Here is a 24,879-nt window from a genome sequence, read left to right on the forward strand (position 1 = left end):
TATTTAAGTTTATCTGTCAATGTGCTTTACGATGGGACGCAAACCAAGATGGGAGAGTGCGATGAAGATCAAGGGAAAGCGCGCGATCGTGACCGGGGCAGCAGGCGGCATCGGCCGCGCGACCGCGGTGCTGCTCGCGGCGCGCGGCGTGGCCGAGATCGCGCTGGTCGATGTCAAGGAAGAGGCGCTTGCCGAAACCGCGCACCTCGTCGAAGCGGAGGGTGCCCGCGCGACGGCGCACGCGCTCGACCTCTCCGACATCCCGGCGACCGAAGCCTGGTTCAAGGCGCATGGCGATGTCGACATATTGCACAATAATGCGGGCGTCGTATCGAGCCTGCCGCAATTCCCCGATGTCGATGCGGCGCGGGTCCGGTGGATCGTCGATGTCAATCTGACCTCGCTGGTCGCGGCGACGCAGATCGCGGTGCAGGCGATGAAGGCGCGCGGGGGCGGGGTGATCGTCAACACCGTATCGACGGTCGCGCTCGGCACCGGATTCTACGACGCGATGTATGCGACGACCAAGGCGGCGGTGATGATGTTCACGCGCTGCTGCGCGCCCCTGAAGGACGAATGCAATGTCCGTGTCGCGGGGATGCTGCCGGGGCTCGTCGCAACGCCGATCCTCGACACCACGGGCGCGGGCGGCAAGTCCGAGTGGATGAAGCAGGTGCTCGCGAACAACGAGGCGTGCGAACCCGAGGATATTGCCGCCGGCGTGATCCGGCTGATCGAGGACGACGGGCTGGCGGGCGGCGACTGGGTTGCCGTCCGGCGGCTCGAGGGCAGGATCGACTATCAGTGGGGCCACGCCGACACCGTTTGAGGCGCCGCCCCCGCCAGGCGGTCAGCGCGTCGGCGCGGCGAGCATATTCTGGCCGAACAGGTTCGACCATTGCTCTTCGGTCAGCACCGGGCGCGCGCTCGACAGGTTGGCGGCATTTTTGACGCCGGTTCCGGCGATGACCGCGGGACGCTCGGCGATCCGTTCGAACCACGCCGCGACGGCGGGGAAATCTTCGAGCGAAAGGCCGATCGCGCCAGTCGCGCGCGCCCATGGCCACGTCGCAATGTCGGCGACGCTATACTCCTCGGCCAGATAGTCGGCTTCGCGCAGGCGGCCATCGAGAACGTGGAGCAGCCGGATCGTCTCGTTGCGATAGCGTTCGACGGGATAGCCCTGTCCCTCGGGCGCGTAGCGGATGAAATGATGCGCCTGTCCCTGCATCGGGCCGAAACTGGCCATCTGCCACATCAGCCATTGCTGCGCCTGACTGCGGCGGCGTGGATTTTCGGGAAGCAATTGTCGCGATTTCTCCGCCAGATAGAGCAGGATCGCGCCGCTCTCGAACACCGGCAGCGGCGCGCCGCCGCCGATGGGATCGTGATCGACGATCGCGGGCAGCCGCCCGTTCGGGTTGATGCGGCGATATTCGGGCGTCAGATGGTCGCCCGCGAGCACGTCCATCTTGAGCAACCGGTGGGGCAGTCCGGTCTCCTCGAGCATGATCGAGACTTTGTGGCCGTTGGGGGTCGGGGTGAAATAGACGTCGATCATCGCGGCCGCACCAGTGGGCATCGTCAGAATTTGAACCCGGCCTCGACCGAGATGTTGCGCGCCGGTTCCAGGTAGAGGATCGCGCGCGACACCGAGGTAATCGGGAAGGGCAGGCGGAAGGCGCTTCCCGTCGTGAGTTCGTTGGTCAGATTCTTGCCGACGAGCGCGAGATGCCAGCGTTCGTCCCGATCCGAGAGCTGAACGCGCAGGTCGAGCTTCACATAGCCCTTCTGCAAGCCGTAGATCGGGCTCTGGTCGTCGGAGTCGAAATATTTCGACCGGCCCGCGGCGACGCCGGTGATGTCGAGTTTCAGGTCGTTCGCAAATTCGATGCGGCCGTGCGCGGTGACGCTGCCGGTCCATTTCGACGTATAGGCAGGGCTGTAACCGGCGAGGTTGTTGGTCGCCGGGGTGCAGGTCGCGGGCTGCGACGCAAGGCAGGCCGCGCCAGGATAATCGTCATATTTGATATCCTGATAGGCACCCGAGGCGGTGATGTCGAAATTGCGGAAGGGGAAAAGGCTGAGCGATCCCTCAATGCCCTTCGACGTCGCGCTTGCTGCATTGCCGGTCAGATAGCTCGACGACGCGGGCTGATAGACCGACACCTGCAGATCCTTGAACTGCGTCTTGTAGACCGACAGGTTCGCGACGACCGCGCCGCCCGCCAGCGTCGACTTGATACCCGCTTCATAGTTGGTCGAGCGTTCGGGCTCGAAGGTGAAGGTGGCGTCGGTGGTGCCGAGCGTGTTCGATACGAAGCCGCCCGACTTCGACCCGCGGCCATAGGTCGCATAGAGCATCACCTGCCGCGCGATGTCATATTGCAGTGTGATCGAAGGATCGACATTGCCTTCGCTGATCGAACCCTCGGCGCTCGAAATCGGACGGATCGCGAACGGACCATAGACGAGGTGCGAGGCGAAGCTGCCGTCCTTGCTCGTGTGCGTATAACGCAGGCTGCCGATCGCCCGGAAGGCGTCGGTGATGTTCAGCGTGCCCTGGCCGAACACCGACCAGCTTTCGGCCTTTTGCTTGAACCGGCTGTCGATGCGGCCGAAATAGGGGCTGCCGAACAGATCCTCGATGTCGAAGCCCTGGAGCTGATCGAGCCTGTAGTTCGAATGGTCGTAATAGACGCCGGCGATGAACTCGAAGGTGCGGCCCGTCGGCGACAGGATGCGCAGTTCCTGCGAGAATTGGTCGAAGCGTTCGGGGAAGCTGTTGTAAACCGAATTGTTGGTTACCGCGCCGCCGCTGTTCGGGATCGTCTGGTCGAAACCGTTGACGATATTGGCGTTGAACCAGCTGTAGCCGGTCACCGAGGTCAGCGTATAATCGCCGAGCGCGATATTGCCGGTGCCCGACAGCATGACCGACTCGGTCTGCGTTCCCTCGTCGCCGAGCGCCGAGCGTTCGAGGTAGCGGTTGGTGTGCGGGTCCTGCGGGCTGTCGAGCGGACTCGACACGGTGATGCCGCCGATCACGTCCTTGTTCGCATATTCGGCCTTCACCGTATAATCGAAGTCGGTCGAAGGTTCCCATCTGAGCGTCAGGCGCGCGAGCTGCTGGCGGATTTCGGGATCGTCGTGATCGGTCGCGCGATTATAGATATAGCCGTCCTGTTGGACGATCTTGTACGCGAGACGCGCGCTCAGCGTCTCGCTGATCGGTCCCGAAACATAGCCCGAGACGTCGACGCCTTTCTGGTCGAAATTATAGAGCGCGGTAAACTCGCCTTCGGGCGTGCTCGTCGGGCCGGCCGACACGACGCTGACGGCGCCCGCAGCGGTGTTCTTGCCGAACAAGGCGCCCTGCGGGCCGCGCAGTACCTCGACGCGCTGAAGGTCGAAGAAGGGCGCCTGCGCCTGGCGCGAGCGGCCGGCATAGACGCCGTCGACATAGAGCGAGACCGACTGGTCGAAGGCGAAATTGGCCGGTGGCGAGCCGAAGCCGCGAATATAGATGACGTCATTGCCCGCGGTCGACTGAACGAAGACGTTCGGGGTGTAGTTCATCACCGATTTGATGTCGTTCGAGTTGAAGTCGGCGAGCTTTTGCCCGCTGACCACTTCCATCGAGATCGGCACGTCCTGCAGGCTCTGCTCGCGCTTTTGCGCGGTGACGATGATCTCGTTGGCATTGTCTTGCTGCGCGAGCGGTGCGTCCGCCGCGGCGTCCTGCGCCATCGCCGGGGCGGCCGCCATCAGCATCGCGCCCGTCGCGGCGCCCGACAGCAGAATCCTGTTCAGAGCCTTCATCTGGAACCCTCCCTATCCTTATGGTGTCGGCGTTACCGGGATGCGGGTCCCGATCCGTCAATCTGATTGACCCTTAGTATACTAATGGTTTTATGCTGTCCATAGCATTGGAAGGGGATTCGCAAGATGGACGATGAAAAATTTGGTGGCCCGGCCGCTGCTCTCGCGAGCCGCTATCTTTGCACGGTCGAGTTCGAAGTCGGCGGCGGAATCGTGGCGCTCGGCGCATCGCCCTTCGGCGATCACCGGCTCGGCTATATCAGCGGCGGGCGGTTTTTCGGGCCGCGAATCAATGGTGTGGTCCTGCCGGGCGGCGGCAATTGGTCGCGCGGCGGACGGCTCGGCGACGCGGCTTCGGTCGGCACCTTCGATGCGCGCGCGGTGTGGCAGACCGACGATGGCGAGCTCATCTATCTCTCCTACACGGGGCGCAGCGTGATCCCCGACGACGTCCGGGCGACTTTCGCCGATCCAGGCCGGCCCGACGCGGACCCGTCGCGCTATTATCTGCGAATCGCCCCCGTTTTCGAAACCGCGAGCGCCGAATATGGCTGGCTCAACGGTCTCCTGGCGGTCGGCGTCGGCGAACGCACCGATTTCGGGGTGCGCCACGTCCTCCACGAAATTCTTTGATGTCCGCGTCGGCGACGTCCGAAGCGCTTCGCGCTTGAAGCCGCGCGCCTTCGTCTCTATGTGCCCCGCGAGCGCGGTCCGTTTTAGGGGCCGCACAGCTTTTCGGGAAATATGATGTCCAGTCTCTTCACCTTCCTGCTCGTCGTCCAGGCCGTGATCGCGGCGGCGATGATCGGCGTCATCCTGATGCAGAAGTCGGAAGGCGGCGGCCTGGGCGTCGGCGGCAGCCCGGCGGGCCTGCTTTCGGCGCGCGGTGCGGCGGACTTCATGACCCGCGCGACGACTGTCCTCGCGACGCTGTTCGTCGGCCTCTCGATCGTGCTCGCGGCGATGGCCTCGGTCGGGCGCAGCGGTTCGACGATCGACACGTCGCTGTCGAAGACCGCGCAGCAGCAGTCGGGCAGCGCGAGCGGCTCGCTCACCGGCGCGGCACCGGCGCAGGCACCGGCAAGCGACGATCCGCTCGCCGCCGCAGCAGCGGCGGCGAACCAGCCCGCTGAGGCGCCGGCAGAGAGCGCTCCCGCAAAGCAATAGGCCGGCGGCTCGCACCTTCGGCTCCACCCCGCGCGGCAGAAAATATTTCGCCGCATGTGATTCGACGGCTTGCGCCGTCACCCTCCTATTGAGTAAGTCTTTCCTCCCATGGCGCGGTTCATTTTCATCACCGGCGGCGTGGTCTCCTCCCTTGGCAAAGGTCTGATGGCGGCAAGCCTCGCGGCCCTGTTGCAGGCGCGGGGATTTCGCGTGCGCATTCGCAAGTTCGATCCCTATCTGAACGTCGATCCGGGGACGATGTCGCCCTATCAGCACGGCGAGGTCTATGTGACCGACGATGGCGCCGAAACTGACCTCGACCTGGGCCATTACGAGCGCTTCACCGGTGTCGCGGCGCGGCAGAGCGACAATGTCACGTCGGGCCGCATCTATCAGCAGATCATCACCAAGGAACGCCGCGGCGACTATCTGGGCGCGACGGTGCAGGTGATCCCGCACGTCACCGACGCGATCAAGGAATTCGCGCAGGCCGACACCGACGACCTCGATTTCGTGCTGTGCGAGATCGGCGGGACGGTCGGCGACATCGAATCCTTGCCCTTCATCGAGGCGATCCGCCAGCTGAGGAACGAGATCGGGCGCGAAAATTCGGTCTCGGTCCACGTCACTTTGGTCCCCTATATCGCCGCCGCGGGCGAGCTGAAGACCAAGCCGACGCAGCACAGCGTGCGCGAGCTCGCCTCGCTGGGCGTCCAGCCCGACATCCTGCTCTGCCGCTGCGAAAAGCCGCTGCCCGACAGCGAGCGCGCGAAAATCGCGCAATTCTGCAATGTGCGCAAGGAAGCGGTGATCCCGGCGCTCGACGCCGATTCGATCTATTCGGTGCCGGTGCAATATCATGGCGAGGGGCTGGACAGCGAGGTGCTGCGCGCCTTCGGCATTCACGATGCGCCCGATCCCGACCTGACGCGCTGGTACGACATCATGGACCGCAAGCGGCATCCCGAGGGCGAGGTGACGATCGGCGTCGTCGGCAAATATGTCTCGCTGCCCGACGCCTACAAGAGCCTCAACGAAGCGCTCGTTCACGGCGGCATGGCGAACCGGGTCAAGGTCAACATCCGCTGGCTCGACGCCGAGATGTTCGAAAAGGGCGAGGAGGATCTTGTCGCCAAGCTCGAACCGATGCACGGCATCCTGGTCCCCGGCGGCTTCGGCGAGCGCGGGTCCGAAGGCAAGATCGCGAGCGTCAAATTCGCGCGCGAACGCGGCGTGCCCTTCCTCGGTATCTGCCTCGGCATGCAGATGGCGTGCATCGAGGCGGCGCGCAACACGAGCGGCATCGCCGACGCATCGAGCACCGAATTCGGCCCGACCGACGAGCCGGTCGTCGGCCTGATCACCGAATGGATGAGCGACGAGGGACTGCAAAAGCGCGGCGCCGATACCGATCTCGGCGGTACGATGCGCCTCGGCGCCTATGAAGCGAAGCTGTCGCCGAACAGCCATGTCGCGAGCATCTATGGGGCGAACGACATCAGCGAGCGTCACCGGCACCGCTACGAGGTCAACGGCGCCTATCGCGACCGGCTGGAAAAAGGCGGCCTGGCCTTTTCAGGCCTGTCGCCCGATGGCATGTTGCCCGAAATCGTCGAGCGGCCCGACCACCCCTGGTTCATCGGGGTGCAGTTCCATCCCGAACTGAAGTCGAAGCCGTTCGATCCGCATCCGCTGTTCAAGGGGTTCGTCGAGGCGGCGGTGAAGCAGAGCCGGCTGGTCTAGCCGGAAAAAAGGGGCTGTGGGGACATGGATTTCGCGAAACTCGCCGCGCTTCAGGACCCCGACAGCATCTTTTCCGGGCTCGGCCCCGCCGATTGGGACGACATCGCGGCGCGCGCGGTGCAGATCAGCTTCAAGCGCGGCAAGGAATTGCTCGTCCAGGGCGAACCCGGCGACAGCCTGCTCATCCTGACCGAAGGCAGCGCGCGCGTGTCGATGCTGACCGCGAACGGACGCGAGATCGTCCTCGCCTATGCCGAGCCGGGCGCGGTGCTCGGCGAAATCGCGCTGCTCGACGGCGGCGAACGCACCGCATCGGTGATCGCGACGAGCGCGGGGAGCGCGCTCCAGCTCGGGCGCAACGCGATGCGCGATTTTGCTGCGAGCCATCCCGAATTCGCCTGGTCGCTGATGGGGCAGCTCGCGCGGCGGCTGCGCACCGCCGACCAGACGATCGAAAGCGACCGCGCCTATGCCTCGGGCCCGCGGCTCGCGCGCTATCTGAAGCGCCTGCTGCGCAAGGACGTCGAAACCGCGCAGCGCGTCGAGCTCAGCCAGACCGAGCTCGGCAATTTCGCGGGCATGAGCCGCGAACATATCAATCGCCAGCTGCGCGCGTGGGAGGAATCGGGGGTGATCGCGCTCGAACAGGGCCGCGTGCGTGTGCTGGACCCCGACATGCTCGAGGATATCAGCGAAAGCGAGGGGTGAGGGGGGGGCAGACCCTTCCCACGCCGTCTGCCACCTGCTAGGCGCCCGCGCCATGTCCAGCACGCACCCAGACCGCCGCACCTTCGCCATCATCTCTCACCCCGACGCGGGCAAGACGACCTTGACCGAGAAACTGCTCGTCGCGGGCGGCGCGATCCATATGGCCGGCGAAGTGAAGGCGCGCGGGGCCGCGCGGCGCGCGCGCTCCGACTGGATGAAGATCGAGCAGCAGCGCGGCATCTCGGTCACATCCTCCGTGATGACCTTCGAGCACGCCGGGCTGATCTTCAACCTGCTCGACACGCCGGGGCACGAGGATTTCAGCGAGGATACCTATCGCACGCTCACCGCGGTCGACAGCGCGGTGATGGTGATCGACGCCGCGAAGGGTATCGAGCCGCAGACGCTGAAGCTGTTCGAGGTGTGCCGCCTACGCTCGGTGCCGATCCTCACCTTCGTCAACAAGGTCGACCGCGAAGGCCTGCCGCCGTTCGAACTGCTCGACGAGGTTGCCGACCGGCTTGCGCTCGACGTCTGTCCGATGAACTGGCCCGCGGGCATGGGCGGGACGTTCGAGGGGATTTACGACCTCGTCGATCCGGCGCTGATGCTGCCCGACAAGGCCGATGCGTCGCGCATGTATGCCGGCGAGCGGCTGCCGGTCGCGGGGCTTGACGATCCGGCGCTCGCCGCGAAGCTGTCGCCCGGCGCGCTCGCGCATCTCAAGGAGGAAACTGAACTCGCGTCGGCCTGTTATGCGCCCTTCGACGTCGCGGCCTATCGGAACGGCGACCTGACGCCCGTTTATTTCGGCTCGGCGCTCAAGGAATTCGGGGTCGAGGATCTGCTGAACGCGCTCGCGGCGCACGCGCCGGGTCCGCAGCCGCAGCCGGCCGAGCCGGCGCCGGTCGACCCGGACGACGCCGCCGTGACCGGCTTCGTTTTCAAGGTGCAAGCGAACATGAACCCCGCGCACCGCGACCGCATCGCCTTCATGCGGCTGTGCTCGGGCAAGTTCGAGCGCGGGATGCGGCTGACGCAGGGCGGGACGGGGAAGGCGATCGCGATCAGCCGCCCGATGCTCTTCCTCGCGCAGGACCGTGAGATGGCCGAGGAAGCATGGCCCGGCGACATCATCGGCATTCCGAACCACGGCACCTTGCGCGTCGGCGACACGCTGTCCGAGCGCAGCGACGTCACGATCACCGGCCTGCCGAACTTCGCGCCCGAAATCCTGCGCCGCGTCGCGCTCGTCGATCCGACCAAGACCAAGCAACTGAGGAAGGCGCTCGACGACATGGCCGAGGAGGGGATCATCCAGGTCTTCTATCCCGAAATAGGCGCCAATATGATCGTGGGTGTCGTCGGCCAGCTCCAGCTGGACGTGCTCATCAGTCGGCTCGAGGCCGAATATAAGGTCGAGGCCAAGCTCGAGGCGAGCCCGTGGGATACCGCGCGCTGGATCGCGAGCGACGATCCGGCGGCGCTGAAGGCGTTTCAGGCCGACCACCGCGGTGCGGCCGCGACCGACCGCGATGGCGCGCCGGTGTTCATGGCGAAGGATGCGTGGGAAGTCGGCTATGTGACCCAGCGCCACCCCGCCATTCGCTTCACCGCGACCAAGGAGCGGCGGTTCGCGGCGGTTGATTGATCGCCATCCCGGCTTTCGCCAAGATGGCCGGTTGATCGGAACTCGCACAAAGCCACGAAGCCACAAAGATTCCCTCTTTGTCGTTCGTGCTGAGCTTGTCGAAGCACCGTCCTTCTTGTGGCGTCAAAGAAAGAGCGGCCCCCTTCGACTGCCTGCCAAGGCAGGCGCTCAGGACAGGCTTCGACAAGCTCAGGGCGAACGGATTTTTGCGAGTCTTTGTGGCTTCGTGGCTTTGTGCGAATCAAATCAAACTCAACAGATCGGCCCGCTCCGCCGCTTCTCCCTCATCCTCTTCGCCCTCGAACCTGCTCAGCGTCACCCCCAGCAGCCTGATACCCTGTTCGACGGGGAGCAGCGGCGCGAGGATCGCTTCGCCGGCCGCAAGCAGGCCCGCGCCGTCCTTGATCGCGAACGGCACCGATTTCGCGCGCGTGATCGTCTTGAAATCGGCGTAGCGCAGCTTGAGCGTCACCGTCCTCCCGCGCGCGTGCCTTTTCGCGGCGCGGTCCCAAACGACGGTGCAGACATGCGCGAGCGCCTCGCGGATTTCGGTATCGGTGACGAGGTCGTTGAAGAAGGTCCGTTCGCCGCCGAGCGATTTGAGCGGCCGGTTCGACTTGACCCGCCGATGGTCGATCCCGCGCGCGAGATTGTGGAGCCATTCGGCGCCGTTGCCGAAATGCGCCGCGAGCCAGCCCATGTCCTTCGCGGCGAGATCGGCACCCGAATAGATGCCGAGTCCTTCCATCTTCGCCGCGGTCACCGGGCCTATGCCGTGGAAGCGGCGGATCGACAGCGTCTGGACAAAGGCGGCGCCCTTGCCCGGCGGGATGATTGTCAGCCCGTCGGGCTTGTTCTGGTCCGACGCGAGCTTGGCGATGAACTTGTTGTAGGACACGCCCGCCGAGGCGGTGAGGCCGGTTTCGGCGAGAATGCGGCGGCGGATCGCCTTCGCCGCCGCGGTCGCGCTGCCGAGCGCCGCCTTGTCGCGCGTGACGTCGAGATAGGCTTCGTCGAGCGAGAGCGGCTCGACCTCGTCGGCATAGTCGCGGAAGATCGCGCGGATCTGATGCGAGATGTCGCGATAGACCTCGAAACGTGGCGGCACGAAAATAAGCTCGGGGCACTGGCGCTTCGCAGTAATGCTCGGCATCGCCGACCGCACGCCGAACTTGCGCGCCTCATAGGAGGCCGCGGCAACGACGCCGCGCCGCGACGAGCCCCCGACCGCGACCGGACGACCGCGCAAGCTGCGGTCGTCGCGCTGCTCGACCGATGCGTAAAAGGCGTCCATATCGACATGGATGATCTTGCGGACCGGTGCGTCCGCCGCGACTCCATCGCCTGATCCATCGTCCGTCACGCGCGCGAAATAGCATGTTGCCACGATGTTCTCAATCGCGCCCGCGCGTTCCGCTTGACGCTGGCGCGCCAAAATGGCAATCGCCGCCAGCCTTGGAGACGCGGGTATAGCATAGTGGTAATGCTCTAGCCTTCCAAGCTAGCTAGGCGGGTTCGATTCCCGCTACCCGCTCCAGGCTCTTTCTTCCAAATGCGCTTCGATGTCGGGGATTTCCCCGATGGGCGCCTCGCCGCGCGTTGCTATCCTCGTTGCAAGGGTGCCGGTGGCCGGTGCCTCGGCGCAGGGAAGAGGCATTTGTTCATGGCAAAAGATCCGCTGCCGTCGTGGCGCGCCGGCAAGGTGAAATCGGCGATTCTCGACTTCGTGGCCCGCGTGACCGATCCGGGCGGCGCGGACTTCGTTCCCGCTCCGCAGCGCGTCGCGGCCTTCGACAATGACGGGACGCTGTGGTGCGAGCAGCCCTTTCTGCCGCAATTCTATTTCGCAAGCGAGCGGCTCGATGCGCTCGTAAAGCGCGAGCCCGAACTCGCCGGTCGGGTGCCCTTCAAACCTTATGTCGAGCGCGACCTGCCCGCGATCAAGCAATTGGGAAAGCGCGGGCTGCTCGAAGTGGTCGCGGCGGTGCATGGCGGAACGACGGTCGACGAGTTTGCGGCCATTGCGCGCGAATGGCTGGGCCGTGCGACCAATCCCAAGCTCGGGCGCCGCTTCGTCGATCTGGTCTATGTGCCCCAGCTCGAACTGCTCGACTATCTGCGTGCGAACGGCTTCAAATGCTTTATCGTGTCGGGCGGCGGCATCGACCTGATCCGTGGCTTTGCCGAAAATGTTTACGGCATTCCGCCCGAGCAGGTGGTCGGGTCGAGCGAGCGGCTTCATTTCGAAATGCGTGGCGACAAGGGCGTGATCGTCAAGGAAGCGGCACTCGCCAGCTTCGACGACCGTGAGGTCAAGCCCGTCAATATCGCGCTCCATATCGGGCGGCGGCCCATCCTCGTCTTCGGCAATTCCGACGGCGACCTTGCGATGATGCGCTATGCGCTGTCGGGGGAAGGGGCGAGCCTTGCGCTGCTGCTCCACCACGACGATGCGACGCGCGAATTCGAATATGATCGCGATTATGTGATAAGCCCGCTGTCGGAAGCGCTGGAGAAGGCGGGCGACTATGGAATCACGCTCGTGAGCATGAAGGGCGACTGGGATCGCGTGTTTGCCGGGTAAGGCGCGTGCCGGTCGATGGCGCGATCCATCTGGCCTCGGCAATTTCCCGCCCGCGATCATCGCCATCTGCGCAGGGCATCTCAGCATTAGGCCCGATTGCCGCTCGCCCGGCGGAGCGTAAGCCGGTGCTCATGAGCGATACGCAGCCCGCCGGCACGCCCGATCCCGACCGATGGTCGGCCTTGGCCGACTATCACGGGCTTTTCGCAGGCGGTCCGCCCCGGCGCCTGACGGCGCTCGCTGCTTTGCCGGTGCCGATATGCCGCACCGGCGGCAGCAGGCTGTTGCTCGTGCTGATGCTGGGATGGGTCCCGCTCGCCCTGTTGACCATGCTTGCCCCGGGCGTGCGGACGGCTGCGGAGAGCTTCGCACATGATTTCGGGGCGCACGCCCGGCTGGCGATCGCCGCGCCGCTGCTGGTACTGGGATATTCGGTCTGCGCGAGCCGGCTGGGACTGATCGCGGTCCACTTCCTGCATTCGGGCCTGCTCGACGAGGAGGCGGAGACGCGGTTCGTCTCGGCACTCGCGGCGATCCGCGCGCGGATCGATTCGCTCTGGGCCGAAGGTGCGACGGTCCTGATCGCCTATGCCGCCGTGGGCGCGCTCTATCTGGGCGACGCATCGTTGTTCATGCAGTCGGCGTGGCAGCGCGGCGCGGGCGGCGCGGGGCTGTCGCTCGCCGGCTGGTGGAACCTGCTCGTCGCGATGCCGCTGCTCGTCGTGCTGTTCCTCGGCTGGATCTGGCGCATCGCGCTCTGGACGCACTTCCTGCGGATCGTTGCCGGGCTCGACCTGCGGCTGAACGCGGCGCATCCCGATCAGGCGGCGGGGCTCGGCTTTCTGACCCAGTCGGTGCGGGCTTTTGCGGTGCTCGCCATGGCGCTCGGCGCGGTCTCGGCCGGACGTTTCGCGCAGGTCTATGCGGCGGGCGAAACGACGCAATACACCAACGGGCTGTTGATCGGCGGCACCGTGGCGCTGTCGCTGCTGCTGTTCATCGGCCCGCTCACTGTCTTTTCCGCGCCGCTGATGCGGTGCTGGCGCAATGGCACGATGGCCTATGGGGCGCTCGCGTGCGAACTCGGACGCCAGTTCGAGAACCGATGGTTCGCGCCCGCCCGCAAGACCGGTGCCGACATCCTCGGCGAACCCGATTTCTCGGCCGCCGCCGATCTCTATGGCACCGTGTCGAACGTCTATGCGATGCGCTTCCTGCCCGTCGATTTGCGCAGCGTGCTGATGCTGCTCGGCGCGGCTTTGCTGCCCTTCGTCCCCGCGATGTTCCTGTCGCTGCCGCTCGGCGTCGTCCTCGGCGAACTCAAGGGGCTGCTCTTCTGACGCGGAACCTTCGCAAGACGCTTTCGCCGGCATGAACGGCGAGCTTCTTTTGCGACAATTTGCGACAAATTTTCGCCAGCGCGGCAAGGGCGTGGGACAAACGCCCCCTAGAACGCCTTCATCGGAACCCCGATATGGATTTCGGGAGTCTCGCGACAAGGAGTTCGTGACGTGAAAAAGAAGATCAGCTTTCTGACCCTGGGCGCCGCGTTGATCGCCGTGCCTGTGCTCGCCGCCCAGGACGGCAAGATGGGCGATGCCGACGGCAACGGCGTGCTGACCCGCGCCGAGGCACAGGCGCATGCAACCGAGAAGTTCGCAAGGATGGACGCCAATGGCGACGGCAAGCTCGACCAGAGCGACCGCGAGGCCAAGCGTGCCGAAATGCATGCGAAGATGTTCGAGCGGCTCGACGCCGACAAGGACGGCAGCATCAGCAAGGCCGAATGGGACCAGCGGGCCGCCGACCGCGAGGCGAAGCGCGACGGCTGGCGCGGCAAGCGCATGGCGGCCGCCGACGGCGAACGCGGCATGCGCGGCCATCATGGCATGCGCGGCGGACATCACGGGATGAGCGGTGGCCGTGACATGATGATGAAGGCCGATACCGACGGCGACAAGGCGATCAGTCAGGCCGAGTTCCAGACCGCGGCGCTCGCGCGGTTCGACGCCGCGGACACGAACAAGGATGGTCAGGTGACCGCCGAGGAACGCCGGGCGGCGCGCGACGCGATGCGCGCCCAGTGGAAGGCGAAGCGCGCCGCAGCGCCCGACGCCAACTGATCGGCAGGCAGGCGGCGGCACGGGCAGGCTTCTCCCCCTCCTCCCTGGCATTGCCTTTGCCGCCGCGGCCTGTCAGCACGGTCTCGCCCATCGGCCCCCGGCCGGTGGGCGAACCACCGTTTGAGGCAGACGATCGACGATGACCGACAGCGACACGCCCCGCATCCTGCTGATCGACGATGAACCGTCGATCCGCGAGCCGCTGTCCGAATATCTCGAAAGCCAGGGCTTTGCGGTGAGCGATGCCGCGAGCGCCGCCGAGGCGCGTTCGGTGCTGCGCGCGAAAAGCATCGACCTTGTCGTCAGCGACATCATGATGCCGGGCGAGGACGGGCTGTCGCTGACGCGCCATCTGCGCGAGACGAGCAATGTCCCCGTGATCCTGCTGACCGCGCGGGCCGAGGATACCGAGCGGATCATCGGGCTGGAGATCGGCGCCGACGATTATGTCGTCAAACCCTTCAATCCGCGCGAACTCGTCGCGCGCATCCGCACCGTGCTGCGTCGGACGCAGGCGAACGGGCGCGCGATCGACAATGGCGGCACCAGCTATGCCTTCGGGCCGTGGGTGCTGCGCGAGGTCGAGCGCGTGCTCGTCGATGCAGAGGGCCATGAGGTCGCACTCTCATCGGGTGAATATCATCTGCTCCACGCGCTCGTGCGCCATCCGCGGCAGGTGATGAGCCGCGACCGGCTGCTCGACATGGTGCGCGGGCGCGAGGCCGACATCTTCGATCGCGCGATCGACAATCTGGTGAGCCGCCTGCGCAAGAAGATCGAGGACGATCCCGCGCATCCGCATTATGTGAAGACCGTGTGGGGCGGCGGCTACACGCTGGCGTGCGAGGTCCGGCGGCTGGGACCGGCGTCATGAAGCTGCGCCTGTGGCCGCGCAGTCTGGTCGGCCAGTTGATCTTCGCCGTCGCGGTCACGCTGTTCGTCGCGCAAGCGATCAATTTCGCCCTGCTTGTGCGCGGACAGAATCAGCAGATACTCGCGCATGGCGGGGGCATGGCGGTCGCGCGCATCGTCGATGCGATCGAGCGCGACCGGCGCGGCGAGCACGAGGCCGACGAACACGACCATCGCGGCCCGCGCGAGCGGATTCAGAAGCTGCGCATCTCGACGATGCCGCCGCGCCTGCCGCCCGCCGCGGTGCCGCGGGCGGACCTTGCCGACTATGTCGCCGGCTTGATGGCCGAAGCCGATGTGCACGCCGATGCGATCGAGGCGTGGGCCTTGCCCCCGCGCGGGCGGTTGCAACGGCCGGGCTTTCCCGGGCAGACGGTCGTCGTCGTCGCGAAGGTCGGTGGCCGTTATTATGCGGTGCGCAGCCGCCTGCCGGTGGGCGGCGACCGGCTGCCGCGCTTCCTGATCTGGCAGACGCTGACGCTTTATCTGCTGCTGCTCGTCCCGATCCTGTTCATTGCCTGGCGCGCGGCGCGGCCCTTGCGCGATCTCGCGCGTGCCGCCCGCGCCAGCCCCGCGCTGCGCGACACGCCGCCGCTCGAGGAAGAGGGGCCGTCGGATGTGCGCGACCTGATCGCCGCGTTCAACGCCTATCGCGGGCGGATCGCGGCAATGCTCGCCGACAAGGACCGGATGCTCGGCGCGGTCGGTCACGACCTCCGGACCCCGCTCGCGAGCCTGCGCGTCCGCGTCGAGCAGGTCGAGGACGACCGGCTGCGCGACAAGATGATCGCGTCGATCGAGGAAATGACCGCGATGCTGACCGATATATTGGCGCTGGCGCGCGCGGGGTCGGGAACCGAAGCGGCCGAGCCGGTGGCGCTGCGCGCGCTCGTCGGCGATCTCGCCGCCGATTATCGGGAACGCGGCAAGGACGTCGGCGTTGCCGAGGCTGCCGATGCCGTGGTGATGGCGCGTCCGATGCTGTTGCGGCGCGCGCTGCGCAATCTGATCGACAATGCCGTCGCCTATGGCGCGCGCGCGCGGCTCGCGGTCATGCGCGACGCCGATGCGGTGCGGATCGTCGTATCCGATGACGGGCCGGGGCTCAGCGAGGCGCAGATCGCGGCGCTGGTCGAACCCTTTGCGCGCGGTGAGGAATCGCGCAATCGCGCGACCGGCGGCGCTGGGCTGGGCCTGTCGATCGCGCGCGAAATTGCGGAGGGGGAGGGCGGCAGCCTCATGTTGTCCAACCGGCCCGGCGGCGGGCTAGATGCGGCGGTCGCGCTGCCGCGTCACGCGTAGATCGCGATCCCCTGGCTGCCGCTCATCACCGGTTCGCCGGCGCGGTTCCAGATCATCATGTCCTGCACCGAAAAGCCGCCGCGCGCATAGCCGGTCTTCGCCGACAGCAGCCACCAGCCGTCGTCGGTGGTGGGCGTTCCCGTCAGCATGTTCACCGTCCAGTTCATCGAGCTGATCGGCCCGAATTCGGTGAACAGCGCCATCGCAGCCGGGGGCAGCGCGTCACCCATCGCGAGCAGCGCGACCATCGGATGACAGGCGGGTTCTTCGACGAAGCGCACCCAGGTCAGATATTCGCCGACCTCGCTCTTCCAGTCGAAGCGCGGCCCGCTGGTCGGGCGCATGTCGAAATGGCGTGTGAAGCTCGGCCGCACCTTATGCTCGGGCACCGGCTTCAGCGTGCCGGGATCGGGGGCATCGGGCATGGTCAGGCGGTTGTGGTCGAGATGGCTCTGCCGGTCGGGCGAAAAGGCAAAGAGCGCCGCGGTGCCGAAGCCCATGTCGCTCGATACGCCCGCATCGACGAACAGGCTCGATTTCGACTGGCGCAGCACGCGCGTGTCAACCGAGCAGTCGCCGCCCACCGGGCCGACGAAGCTGATCTGGGCATAGCGCAGCGGGGTTTCGGTCGGATGCAGCGCCATCGTCGCCGCGAGCGCGACCGCCGAGCTGATCCCGCCATAGGCAGTGCGGCCCTGCATCCAGCCTTCGTCGATATGGGCGCTCGCCTGGCCGTCTTCGGTGCGCAGCGTCGCGAGCAGCGCGTCGAGCGCGCTGGGAGAGGTGGTCATCCCGTTGTTAGTCCTCGATCTGGAAAGTCAGTCCGGCATGTTCGGTCAGCCGGTCAATGAGCGCCTGCCCGAGCAGCGCGCCCGGCGTCCAGATGCCGCCGACGCCCTCGTTGCCGAGCAGCGCCATCCCGGTCTCGGCGAGCATCTTCGACGTCGAGCCATAGCCGGGGTCGCGGTCGCCCTGCACACTGGCGCGGATCGTCGTTCCGTCGGGATATTCGCCGATGAAGAGGATGTCGTAAAAGCCTTGCTCGCGCTCTTCCTTGCTCGGCCCTTCGCCGGGCTTGAGCTTCGATTCGCCGAACGGGTTCGCCTTTGCCATCGCTTCGGCCATCGCCTTTCCGGCGTCGCCGATCGTCGTCATCACCATTTCGTCATAGACCAGATCCTCGCCCCACGGGTGGCCGAGCAGATAGTTGGTGCGGTGGACATTCTTGGTGTTGATGGGCGCCATCACGAAGGGCGCGGTCCAGGTGCCCGTCGCATGGTCATATTCGGGGATCAGCCCGGTCGGCTGATGCGGGCCTTCGAAGCCGGGGGTCAGCGCGAAGGAGGATTTGAGCAGCAGCGCGAGCGACGGATTCTTGGCGACGGCCTTCAGCGTTTCGGTGAGGCTGGCGATCGTGCCGCCCGACGCACCGCCCTGCATCTTGCGGACGCGGCCCTTGACGCGCGGTGCAGGCTTGCCGTGGCGCTTGACCGCCTCGGCCTGCAGGAACAGCACACCGAGGTCGAAGGGAATCGAATCGAAGCCGCAGGAAAAGGTGATGCGTGCGCCCGACGCCTTCGCCTGGTCCTGATGCGCGTCGATCATTTCGCGCATCCAGCCGGGCTCGCCGCACAGATCGGCATAAGCGGTGCCGGCCTTCGCACAGGCCTCGACGAGCGCGCCGCCGTAGAGCTGATAGGGGCCGACGGTGGTCAGCACCACGCGCGTGCGGTGCGCCATCATGTCGAGGCTCGCCGGATCGCTCGCATCGGCGACGACGAGCGGCGTGTCGGCCGGCGCGCCGATCAGGTCGCGGACCTCGGAAAGCTTGTCGAGGCTGCGCCCCGCCATCGCCCATTTCGGCGCATCGGCACGTCCGGCATAGTGCTGCGCCAGATATTCGGCGACGAGGCGCCCGGTGAAGCCGGTCGCACCATAGACGATGATGTCATATTCGCGGGCCTGCGCCATTGCATCCTCCCATTTACGTAAACGTCAACCGAAGGCTAGCGCAGCGCGGGTGGGTTGCCAAGCCGATAGCGCGTCAGCGCGGAACGAGGGTCAGGCTTTCGACCTGGCAATCGCGGCAATCGACCGCGCGCAGCACGAGCGGCGCCGAGCCGCCCGCCAGCGCGACGTCGGGGACGGTCAGCTCTTGCCACCTATCCCCGCCCGCCAGCGCGACCTCGCGCTCGCCGAGCGCCAATCTCCCGCCCCTTGCCGAACGTGCGCGGATGGTCACGGCAATGCGTCCGCCCTTCGCCGCGTCGATGCTGTAGCGCATCCATTCGCCGGTGACGAAATCGGTGACATGGGGCGCACCGTCCGCCGCGCGCGCGATGTCGACGCCGTCGTTGCGATAGGTGGCGCCGTTGTTCCACGGCGTCCGCTCGCCGCCGGTCGCGACATGATAATTGGCGTCGACCGTGTCGGCATAGGCGACGCCCGCGGGGCCGAGGTCGTAATCGGCGGCGCGGACAACGAGCGGGCCGTCGGTCAGCCGGTGCGGCGCAAAGGCGCGCGCGCTTTCATCGTGCGGCTGGCGCATCATCGCGTCGATCACGTCGGGGTGCGGGATATTCCTGTCGAAGCGGCTGTTTTCGGCGAGCTGCATCATCGCGGCAAAGGCGGCGTCGGCGCCGGGTTTCGGTCCCTTGCCGGTCATCCATGCGACGATGGCGGCCCAGCCCGCGCCGGGGTCGATTTCGAGCGGCTGGTTGAAGCCGATTTTCTTGAGCGGCCAGAAGGCCCAGCCGATGCCTTGACCTTCGACGAGCGCGATCGCGTCGCGGAACCAGACATTGCCGTTCTCGCCCGATTCGCCGAGCCAGATCGGGCGGCCATAGCTTTCGCGCAGCGCGACGATGCCGGCGATGCTCGCGGCGTCGTTGCGGTTCCAATATTTGTGGAAGCTCAGCGCCATATTGGCGTCCCACGCGGGCGGCAGCCCCTTGTAATTATTGCCCCAGCAATTGCCCTCGACGATCAGCATATGGTTGGCGTCGACCGCGCGAATCGCCGCGGTGATGCGCCGCTGGAGCGCCCAGACCGGCTTGTTTTCGGTTTCGTTGCAGCCATTACCCTTGCCGGGGGTTGCGAAGCTCCAGTTCGGCTCGTTGATCAGGTCGTAACCGCCGATCCACGGCTCGTCCTTGTAGCGCGCGGCGAGCTTCGCCCACAGCGCGACGGTCTTGCGCTGGTTTTCCTCGCTCTCCCACAGCGAGGGCTTTGCGGGATCGCGGTCGGAAATGGCAAGGTCGTTGCCCTGTCCGCCCGGCGCGGCGTGGAGGTCGAGGATCAGATAGATATGGTGCGCCTTGCTCCATGCGAGCAGGCGGTCGATGCGCTCGAAGCCCTCTTCGAGCCATGTGTCCTCGCCGGCGCGCGGCTCGGCGTCAACGGGCAGGGTGAGCTGGTTGAAATGGACCGGCAGCCGCACCGAATTGAAGCCCCACGCCGCCATCGCCGCGATGTCCGCCTCGGTCGTGTGATTGTCGAGCCACGCGCGATAGAAGGTCGCGGTGCGCTCCTCGCCGACCAGCTCGACGAGCTTTGCGCGGATGCGGTGCTGCTGCCCGATCTCGCCGAGCCGCAGCATATAGCCTTCCTGCAGCATCCAGCCGCCGAGCCCCATGCCGCGCAGGATCACGGCCTCGCCGCTGCCGTCGACGATTTGCGTGCCCTCGGCGCGGAGGAAGCCATCGGCGCGGGCGGCAGTGGTGGAAAGCAGCGCCGTCAGCGCCAGCACGATCGCGCGAAGTTTCACATCCTCGTCCCCCGTCCTGATTTATGGGAACGTTATCAAACTTTCGTGCCGAGACAAGCAATCCGTCATTGCGAGGAGCCGAAGGCGACGCGGCAATCCAGCGCGGTTTACGCAACTCTGGATTGCTTCGCTTCGCTCGCAATGACGATGATTGGTGGCACCGCTACAGCTTCGGCAGCGTCACGCCCTTCTGCCCCATATATTTGCCCGCGCGATCGGCGTAGCTCGTCTCGCACGGCTCGTTGCCCTGCAGGAAGAGGAACTGACACGCGCCTTCGTTGGCGTAGATTTTGGCGGGCAGGGGGGTGGTGTTCGAAAATTCGAGCGTCACATGGCCTTCCCAGCCGGGCTCGAGCGGGGTGACGTTCACGATGATGCCGCAGCGCGCATAGGTCGACTTGCCGAGGCAGATGACGAGGACGTCGCGCGGGATGCGGAAATATTCGACAGTGCGCGCCAGCGCGAAGCTGTTCGGCGGGATGATGCAGCAGTCGGTCTTGCGGTCGACGAAGCTGTTCGAAGCGAAATCCTTGGGATCGACGACCGCGCTGTCGACATTGGTGAAGATCTTGAACTCGTCGGCAACGCGCGCGTCATAGCCGTAGGAGGAGAGGCCGTAGCTGATGCAGCCGTCGCGGCGCTGCGCCTCGACGAACGGTTCGATCATGCCCTGCGTCTGGGCGGCTTCGCGAATCCAGCGGTCGGAAAGAATGGCCATGCATGTCTCTTGTCGGCGCGCGGCGCGATGCGCAAGCGGTCTATGGAAGGGCGAGCCTTTCCATGGATCGTCACCCTGAAGTTGCTTGGCGATTGCCCCGCTCGCATCGCTGATCTCGTCATTGCGAGCGAAGCGAAGCAATCCAGAGCGGTTTACGCTACTCTGGATTGCTTCGCTTCGCTCGCAATGACGGAGTGAGGGGGCCTACGAATATCCAGGGAATAATCGCCAAGTTGCTTCGGGGACCAAGGCCTTGCCTGTCCTTCGGTGCCGCGCCTTTTTGTTTCGCGCAAAGACGCAAAGCCACGAAGACGTCGCGCCGGCCGCGAAGCGGCTTTCCCTTGCAATCCTGTGGCCGTCCGCACCGTTGACGGGGAAATGCACCTGTCGGCCCAAGCCTTCTTCTTCGTGGCTTTGCGTCTTTGCGCGAAAAGCAACTGGTGCCATCCTGGCTGGATAGCGCCGGGCCATGGATGCTGGAGTCGGGGCCAAACGAGTTCAGCATGGCAAGGAAGGATATGGGCCGCCTCAGTCGATCAGACCCAGATCCTTCGGTCCGAAAGCTGCCGGCAAGAGTTCACTCAACCGATAGCTCTGCACCGCGCTGCCGTCGCCCGACGCGCAATGAACCAGAATATCGGTCTGTGACCGCTGGGCGGCTTCGTTCAATATCTGGCGGCAGCGGCCGCACGGGTGGACCGGATCGGCGCCGAGCAAGGCGTCGCCATCGGGGCGCCCGCCGACGATCGCGACCGCGGCGAGTTCGCCGATCCAGCCTTCGTTGGCGATTTTCGCCACCGCCGCCGTCTCGGCGCACAGCGTCAGGCCATAGCTCGCATTCTCGACATTGGCGCCGGTCACGACGTCGCCATTTTTCAGCAGCAGCGCCGCGCCGACGTGATAGCCCGAATAGGGCGCATAGGCGCGCTTCGCCGCGTCGCGCGCGGCCTCGATCAGCGCGTCGCGCTCGTCATTCCTGTTCATCGCTCATTCCTTCGGGGCGGACGACGTTCCAGCCGACGGTGCCTTCAGCGCCGGGCAATCGCATATAGTCGTTCGCCTGCCACATCGCCCAGGGGTGGGCACCATAGTCGGGCGGGAAAAAGTCGCGGCGCAGCCAGGTCGTGCGCGCGATGCCGCGCGTCACCTTGTAATCGGTCTCGAAATTGGGGCCGGGCGCGATCAGGCTGCGCTTGCCCATATGCGCCTCGATCTGCGCGAGGAAGGTCGCAAGCTCGCTGAGCAGCAGCGCGCGCGTCGGGCGGTCGGGGCAGCGATCGTCATAGTCGAGCCAGACGACGGGGGGCAGCGCGTCGGCGCGCCGCGGCACGTGGCGGATGAAATTCGCCGCCTGGTCGGTCGCGAGCTGGCACAGGCTATAGCGGTGGATTGGCCCGATGCGCATCCCCGCCTCGCGCGCGGCGGCCATGTTGCGCGCATAGCCTGCATCGACGCCGTCCGCGCCGTCGGTCGCAAAAATATAGGCGAAATCGGCGCCAGCGGCCTTGATCGACCCCCAATGCACCGCGCCATTGCCCGCGTCGATCGTCACCCCTTGCAGCGGAAATTTGGTGCGCGGCGGCGTCCAGCGCGCTGCCCACCAGAGCGCGAGGCCCACCGCGAGGAGGAGGAGCGCGGCCAGCGCGGCGAGGCGGCGGAGCCAGCGCGCGACCCTGCCGCGCCAATCCGCCCCCGCTCCCATGCGCCTCGACAATGTCGCCCCCATCGCCATCGTCAGCTCTTGATATGCAAAACGCAGATCAGCGTGAAGAGCCGCCGTGCGGTGTCGAAATCGACCGCGATCTTGCCGTCGAGCCGGTCCATCAGCATCTCCGCAGCCTCGTTGTGCAACCCGCGCCGCGCCATGTCGACCGTTTCGATCTGCTGCGCGGTCGAGGTTTTGATTGCCTGATAATAGCTGTCGCAGATCGCGAAATAGTCGCGGATCGGGCGGCGGAAACGCCCGAGGCCGAGGATGATCGCTTCGAGCGGCGAGCCATCTTCGCGAGCGATTTCAAAGACCAACCGGCCGTCCTCGACACGCAGCTTGAGCCGGTAGGGTCCGGCATAGCCGTCGTCGTGGCCGCGCTGGGGGACGAACTTGTTATCCTCGAGCAGGTCGAAGATCGCGACGCGGCGTTCCTGTTCAACGTCGGGATTGCGCCAGACGATCGAGCTTTCGTCGAGGTCGACCGAAATGATGCGCTGCTTCGAGGGATCGGCTTCGACCATGGTTCCGGCTTCTACCGGGCGCGTCGCGAAGGGCAAGGGGGCGAGTTATCCCCGATCTGTCCACAGGGGCGGTCCCGTCCGCGCGATCGCGGTTGCGCCGTCGCCGCGCTCGGCGCATGATGCGCGACCATGTCTGAAATCGCTCGCCTGCCCACCCCGGCCAACCCCGGGGACGACCGCCAATTGCCCCGCAATATCGAAGCCGAGGCCGCCTTTCTGGGTGCGATTCTGATCGACAATCGAGTCGTCGAGGATCTGCCGGTGCAGCTGACGGCGGCGCATTTCTTCGAGCCGCTGCACGGGCGCATCTTTGCCCAGACGATGGCACTGATCGAACGCAACAGCATTGCGACCCCGGTGACGCTCAAACCCTATTTCGAGGCCGACGAGGCGATGAAGGCGGTCGGCGGGGTCGGCTATCTCGCGCAGCTGACCGGCAGCGGCGCGGGGCTGATCGGCGCGCGCGACTTCGCGCGGCAGATTTACGATCTCGCGCTGCTGCGCGAACTCGTCGATGTCGGCCGCACGATGGTCGAAGGCGCGCTCGACACGAGCGAGAGCGTCGATCCGCAGGCGCAGATCGAGGAGGCCGAAACGGCGCTCTACCGCGTCGCGGGGGGCGAGGCCGAAATGGGATCGGTCAAGAGCTTCAACACCGCGAGCCTGACCGCGCTCCAGGCTGCCGAGCGAGCGCTCAATTCGGGCGGGCACCTGTCGGGTATCACCACGGGCATCGGCAGCGTGAACGCCAAGATCGGCGGCATGCACAATTCGGACCTGATGATCCTCGCCGGCCGTCCCGGCATGGGCAAGACCTCGCTCGCGACCAACATCGCCTATAATGCCGCCGAACGCTTCCGCCGCGACGAGGAGGACGGGATCCCGCCCGAAAAGAATATGGGCGCGAAGGTCGCCTTCTTCAGCCTCGAAATGTCGGCCGACCAGCTGGCGACGCGCGTGCTCGCCGAGCAATCGGGGGTGTCGGGCGAGGCACTGCGCATGGGCAAGATCAGCAAGGAGCAGTTCCAGCAGCTCTCGCGCGCCGCGCAGCAGCTCCAGACGCTGCCGCTCTACATCGACGATACGCCCGGCCTGACGATCGCGAGCCTGCGCACCCGCGCACGCCGGCTCCAGCGCCGCCACGGCATCGGCTTCATCATCGTCGACTATCTCCAGCTGTTGCAGGGGTCGTCGCGCAGCGGCGACAATCGTGTGCAGGAGATTTCCGAAATATCGCGTGGTTTGAAGACGTTGGCGAAAGAACTTAATGTGCCGGTGATGGCGCTGTCGCAGCTCAGCCGCCAGGTCGAAAGCCGCGAGGACAAGCGCCCCCAGCTCTCCGACCTGCGCGAATCGGGCTCGATCGAGCAGGATGCCGATATGGTTCTCTTCGTGTTCCGCGAGGATTATTATGTCGCCGCGCGCGAGCCCAAGCGGCCCGTCGAGGGCGACGACGTCAAGATTCACGCCGCGCACGAGGAATGGGCGGCGGAAATGGAGCGCGTCTTCGGCCTCGCCGAGCTGATCGTCGCCAAGTCACGTCACGGCTCGACCGGCAAGGTGCGCCTGCACTTCGACGCGAAGACGACGAAGTTCAGCGACCTCGCCGACGAGAGCCAGGCCTATGCGGATTATGAGTGAGGTCCCTATTGCCCCGTCGCCCCAGCGAAAGCTGGGGCCGCTATCGGCCTGAATGAACGCCAGCGATCCCAGCTTTCGCTGGGATGACGAAACAGAGTCTGCTACGCTATTCGGATGCGGCGGGGCGGGTACGTCTATATCATGACCAACAAGCCGCGCGGCGTGCTCTATATCGGCGTGACGGCGATTATTGAAGCGCGCACTTTCCAGCATCGGAGCGGAAGCGGCTCGGCTTTCTGCCGGAAATATGGATTGGACAAGCTTGTGCTCGTCGAAACCTATCCGACGATCGAGGAAGCCATTGCCCGCGAAAAGGCGATGAAAGCCTGGAAACGGCAGTGGAAGATCGAATTGATCGAAGCAAGCAATCCCGGCTGGGATGATCTGATCCCGCATATTCTCTAGAGCAAATTGCGCGAAATCTGAATCATCCGCATCCCCGAGCGAAGACGAGGGGCTCGTTCGAGCGGAGCGAGAACCGCAGCGTCGCAGCCTCGACTTCGCTCGGCA

The 24,879-nt window shown here is 65.7% G+C and carries 23 protein-coding genes and 1 tRNA gene; 14 read left to right on the forward strand and 10 right to left on the reverse strand.

Annotated features, from left to right (window positions below; all coding sequences use genetic code 11):
- Positions 1-61 precede the first annotated feature (61 nt).
- On the forward strand, positions 62-829 hold the full coding sequence (locus KNJ79_RS08570; RefSeq protein ID WP_317153589.1) for an SDR family NAD(P)-dependent oxidoreductase: 768 nt from the start codon (positions 62-64) through the stop codon (positions 827-829).
- A gap of 21 nt (positions 830-850) precedes the next feature.
- On the opposite strand, the gene KNJ79_RS08575 is transcribed toward KNJ79_RS08570, so the two are convergent.
- Entirely contained in the window at positions 851-1,582 is a 732-nt protein-coding gene (locus KNJ79_RS08575; protein ID WP_317153590.1) for a glutathione S-transferase N-terminal domain-containing protein, read from the reverse strand.
- Between the two features lie 2 nt (positions 1,583-1,584).
- Positions 1,585-3,822 carry a TonB-dependent receptor gene (locus KNJ79_RS08580; protein ID WP_317153591.1) on the reverse strand — a complete coding sequence of 746 codons (2,238 nt, stop codon included), beginning with the start codon at positions 3,820-3,822 and terminating at the stop codon, positions 1,585-1,587.
- A gap of 126 nt (positions 3,823-3,948) precedes the next feature.
- Here KNJ79_RS08580 and KNJ79_RS08585 point away from each other — a divergent pair, with 126 nt between their 5' ends.
- From KNJ79_RS08585 to KNJ79_RS08605, 5 genes are all read left to right on the forward strand, one after another.
- Positions 3,949-4,455 (forward strand): DUF3237 domain-containing protein, encoded by a 507-nt coding sequence (locus tag KNJ79_RS08585; protein WP_317153592.1) that lies wholly within the window; start codon positions 3,949-3,951, stop codon positions 4,453-4,455.
- A 111-nt stretch (positions 4,456-4,566) separates the two neighbouring features.
- Entirely contained in the window at positions 4,567-4,989 is a 423-nt protein-coding gene (gene secG / locus KNJ79_RS08590) for a preprotein translocase subunit SecG (protein ID WP_089214354.1), read from the forward strand.
- A 108-nt stretch (positions 4,990-5,097) separates the two neighbouring features.
- A complete protein-coding gene (locus KNJ79_RS08595; RefSeq protein ID WP_089214355.1) occupies positions 5,098-6,732 on the forward strand; it encodes a CTP synthase in 1,635 nt (544 codons plus the stop codon).
- A gap of 24 nt (positions 6,733-6,756) precedes the next feature.
- Positions 6,757-7,440 carry a Crp/Fnr family transcriptional regulator gene (locus tag KNJ79_RS08600; protein ID WP_089214356.1) on the forward strand — a complete coding sequence of 228 codons (684 nt, stop codon included), beginning with the start codon at positions 6,757-6,759 and terminating at the stop codon, positions 7,438-7,440.
- Positions 7,441-7,492: 52 nt separating this feature from the next.
- Complete coding sequence (locus tag KNJ79_RS08605; RefSeq protein ID WP_317153593.1) at positions 7,493-9,091, forward strand: peptide chain release factor 3; 1,599 nt, start codon at positions 7,493-7,495, stop codon at positions 9,089-9,091.
- Positions 9,092-9,332: 241 nt separating this feature from the next.
- On the opposite strand, the gene dinB is transcribed toward KNJ79_RS08605, so the two are convergent.
- Positions 9,333-10,385: a DNA polymerase IV gene (gene dinB, locus KNJ79_RS08610; RefSeq protein ID WP_317153889.1), complete on the reverse strand. Its 1,053-nt coding sequence runs from the start codon at positions 10,383-10,385 to the stop codon at positions 9,333-9,335.
- A 169-nt stretch (positions 10,386-10,554) separates the two neighbouring features.
- Here dinB and KNJ79_RS08615 point away from each other — a divergent pair.
- The 6 genes from KNJ79_RS08615 (at position 10,555) to KNJ79_RS08640 (ending at position 16,012) form a co-directional block, all read left to right on the forward strand.
- Positions 10,555-10,628: transfer RNA gene (locus KNJ79_RS08615), tRNA-Gly, on the forward strand.
- A gap of 126 nt (positions 10,629-10,754) precedes the next feature.
- Complete coding sequence (locus tag KNJ79_RS08620; protein ID WP_317153594.1) at positions 10,755-11,675, forward strand: HAD family hydrolase; 921 nt, start codon at positions 10,755-10,757, stop codon at positions 11,673-11,675.
- A 131-nt stretch (positions 11,676-11,806) separates the two neighbouring features.
- Positions 11,807-13,015 carry a hypothetical protein gene (locus KNJ79_RS08625; protein ID WP_317153595.1) on the forward strand — a complete coding sequence of 403 codons (1,209 nt, stop codon included), beginning with the start codon at positions 11,807-11,809 and terminating at the stop codon, positions 13,013-13,015.
- A gap of 171 nt (positions 13,016-13,186) precedes the next feature.
- Positions 13,187-13,798, forward strand: a complete 612-nt coding sequence (locus tag KNJ79_RS08630; protein WP_317153596.1) for an EF-hand domain-containing protein — start codon at positions 13,187-13,189, stop codon at positions 13,796-13,798.
- Between the two features lie 139 nt (positions 13,799-13,937).
- Positions 13,938-14,672: a response regulator gene (locus KNJ79_RS08635; RefSeq protein WP_317153597.1), complete on the forward strand. Its 735-nt coding sequence runs from the start codon at positions 13,938-13,940 to the stop codon at positions 14,670-14,672.
- Complete coding sequence (locus tag KNJ79_RS08640) at positions 14,669-16,012, forward strand: sensor histidine kinase (RefSeq protein WP_317153598.1); 1,344 nt, start codon at positions 14,669-14,671, stop codon at positions 16,010-16,012. The genes KNJ79_RS08635 and KNJ79_RS08640 overlap by 4 nt, the downstream gene beginning before the upstream one ends.
- Here the strand turns inward: KNJ79_RS08640 and KNJ79_RS08645 are convergent.
- The 7 genes from KNJ79_RS08645 to KNJ79_RS08675 all read right to left on the reverse strand — a co-directional run bounded on the left by KNJ79_RS08645 (position 16,003) and on the right by KNJ79_RS08675 (position 22,728).
- The gene (locus KNJ79_RS08645; RefSeq protein ID WP_317153599.1) at positions 16,003-16,803 is read right to left on the reverse strand and encodes an acyl-CoA thioesterase; all 801 of its coding nucleotides are present in this window, start codon (positions 16,801-16,803) and stop codon (positions 16,003-16,005) included. The two genes, KNJ79_RS08640 and KNJ79_RS08645, sit on opposite strands and share 10 nt — an antisense overlap.
- A gap of 7 nt (positions 16,804-16,810) precedes the next feature.
- The gene (locus KNJ79_RS08650; RefSeq protein WP_317153600.1) at positions 16,811-17,983 is read right to left on the reverse strand and encodes a saccharopine dehydrogenase family protein; all 1,173 of its coding nucleotides are present in this window, start codon (positions 17,981-17,983) and stop codon (positions 16,811-16,813) included.
- 73 nt (positions 17,984-18,056) lie between these two features.
- The gene (locus KNJ79_RS08655) at positions 18,057-19,778 is read right to left on the reverse strand and encodes a cellulase family glycosylhydrolase (RefSeq protein WP_317153601.1); all 1,722 of its coding nucleotides are present in this window, start codon (positions 19,776-19,778) and stop codon (positions 18,057-18,059) included.
- Positions 19,779-19,941: 163 nt separating this feature from the next.
- Positions 19,942-20,496, reverse strand: a complete 555-nt coding sequence (dcd, locus tag KNJ79_RS08660) for a dCTP deaminase (RefSeq protein ID WP_089214363.1) — start codon at positions 20,494-20,496, stop codon at positions 19,942-19,944.
- Between the two features lie 528 nt (positions 20,497-21,024).
- Positions 21,025-21,480, reverse strand: coding sequence for a cytidine deaminase (locus tag KNJ79_RS08665; RefSeq protein WP_317153602.1), 456 nt, complete (start codon positions 21,478-21,480; stop codon positions 21,025-21,027).
- A complete protein-coding gene (locus tag KNJ79_RS08670) occupies positions 21,467-22,198 on the reverse strand; it encodes a glycoside hydrolase family 25 protein (RefSeq protein ID WP_317153603.1) in 732 nt (243 codons plus the stop codon). The genes KNJ79_RS08665 and KNJ79_RS08670 overlap by 14 nt, the downstream gene beginning before the upstream one ends.
- Before the next feature lie 32 nt (positions 22,199-22,230).
- A complete protein-coding gene (locus KNJ79_RS08675) occupies positions 22,231-22,728 on the reverse strand; it encodes a UPF0262 family protein (protein WP_317153604.1) in 498 nt (165 codons plus the stop codon).
- A gap of 129 nt (positions 22,729-22,857) precedes the next feature.
- On the opposite strand from KNJ79_RS08675, the gene KNJ79_RS08680 reads away from it, so the two are divergent.
- Positions 22,858-24,369: a replicative DNA helicase gene (locus KNJ79_RS08680; protein ID WP_317153605.1), complete on the forward strand. Its 1,512-nt coding sequence runs from the start codon at positions 22,858-22,860 to the stop codon at positions 24,367-24,369.
- A 114-nt stretch (positions 24,370-24,483) separates the two neighbouring features.
- Complete coding sequence (locus KNJ79_RS08685) at positions 24,484-24,774, forward strand: GIY-YIG nuclease family protein (RefSeq protein WP_089214368.1); 291 nt, start codon at positions 24,484-24,486, stop codon at positions 24,772-24,774.
- Positions 24,775-24,879 lie beyond the last annotated feature (105 nt).

The sequence above is a fragment of the Sphingopyxis indica genome, from assembly GCF_032879645.1.
GTDB lineage: Bacteria > Pseudomonadota > Alphaproteobacteria > Sphingomonadales > Sphingomonadaceae > Sphingopyxis > Sphingopyxis indica.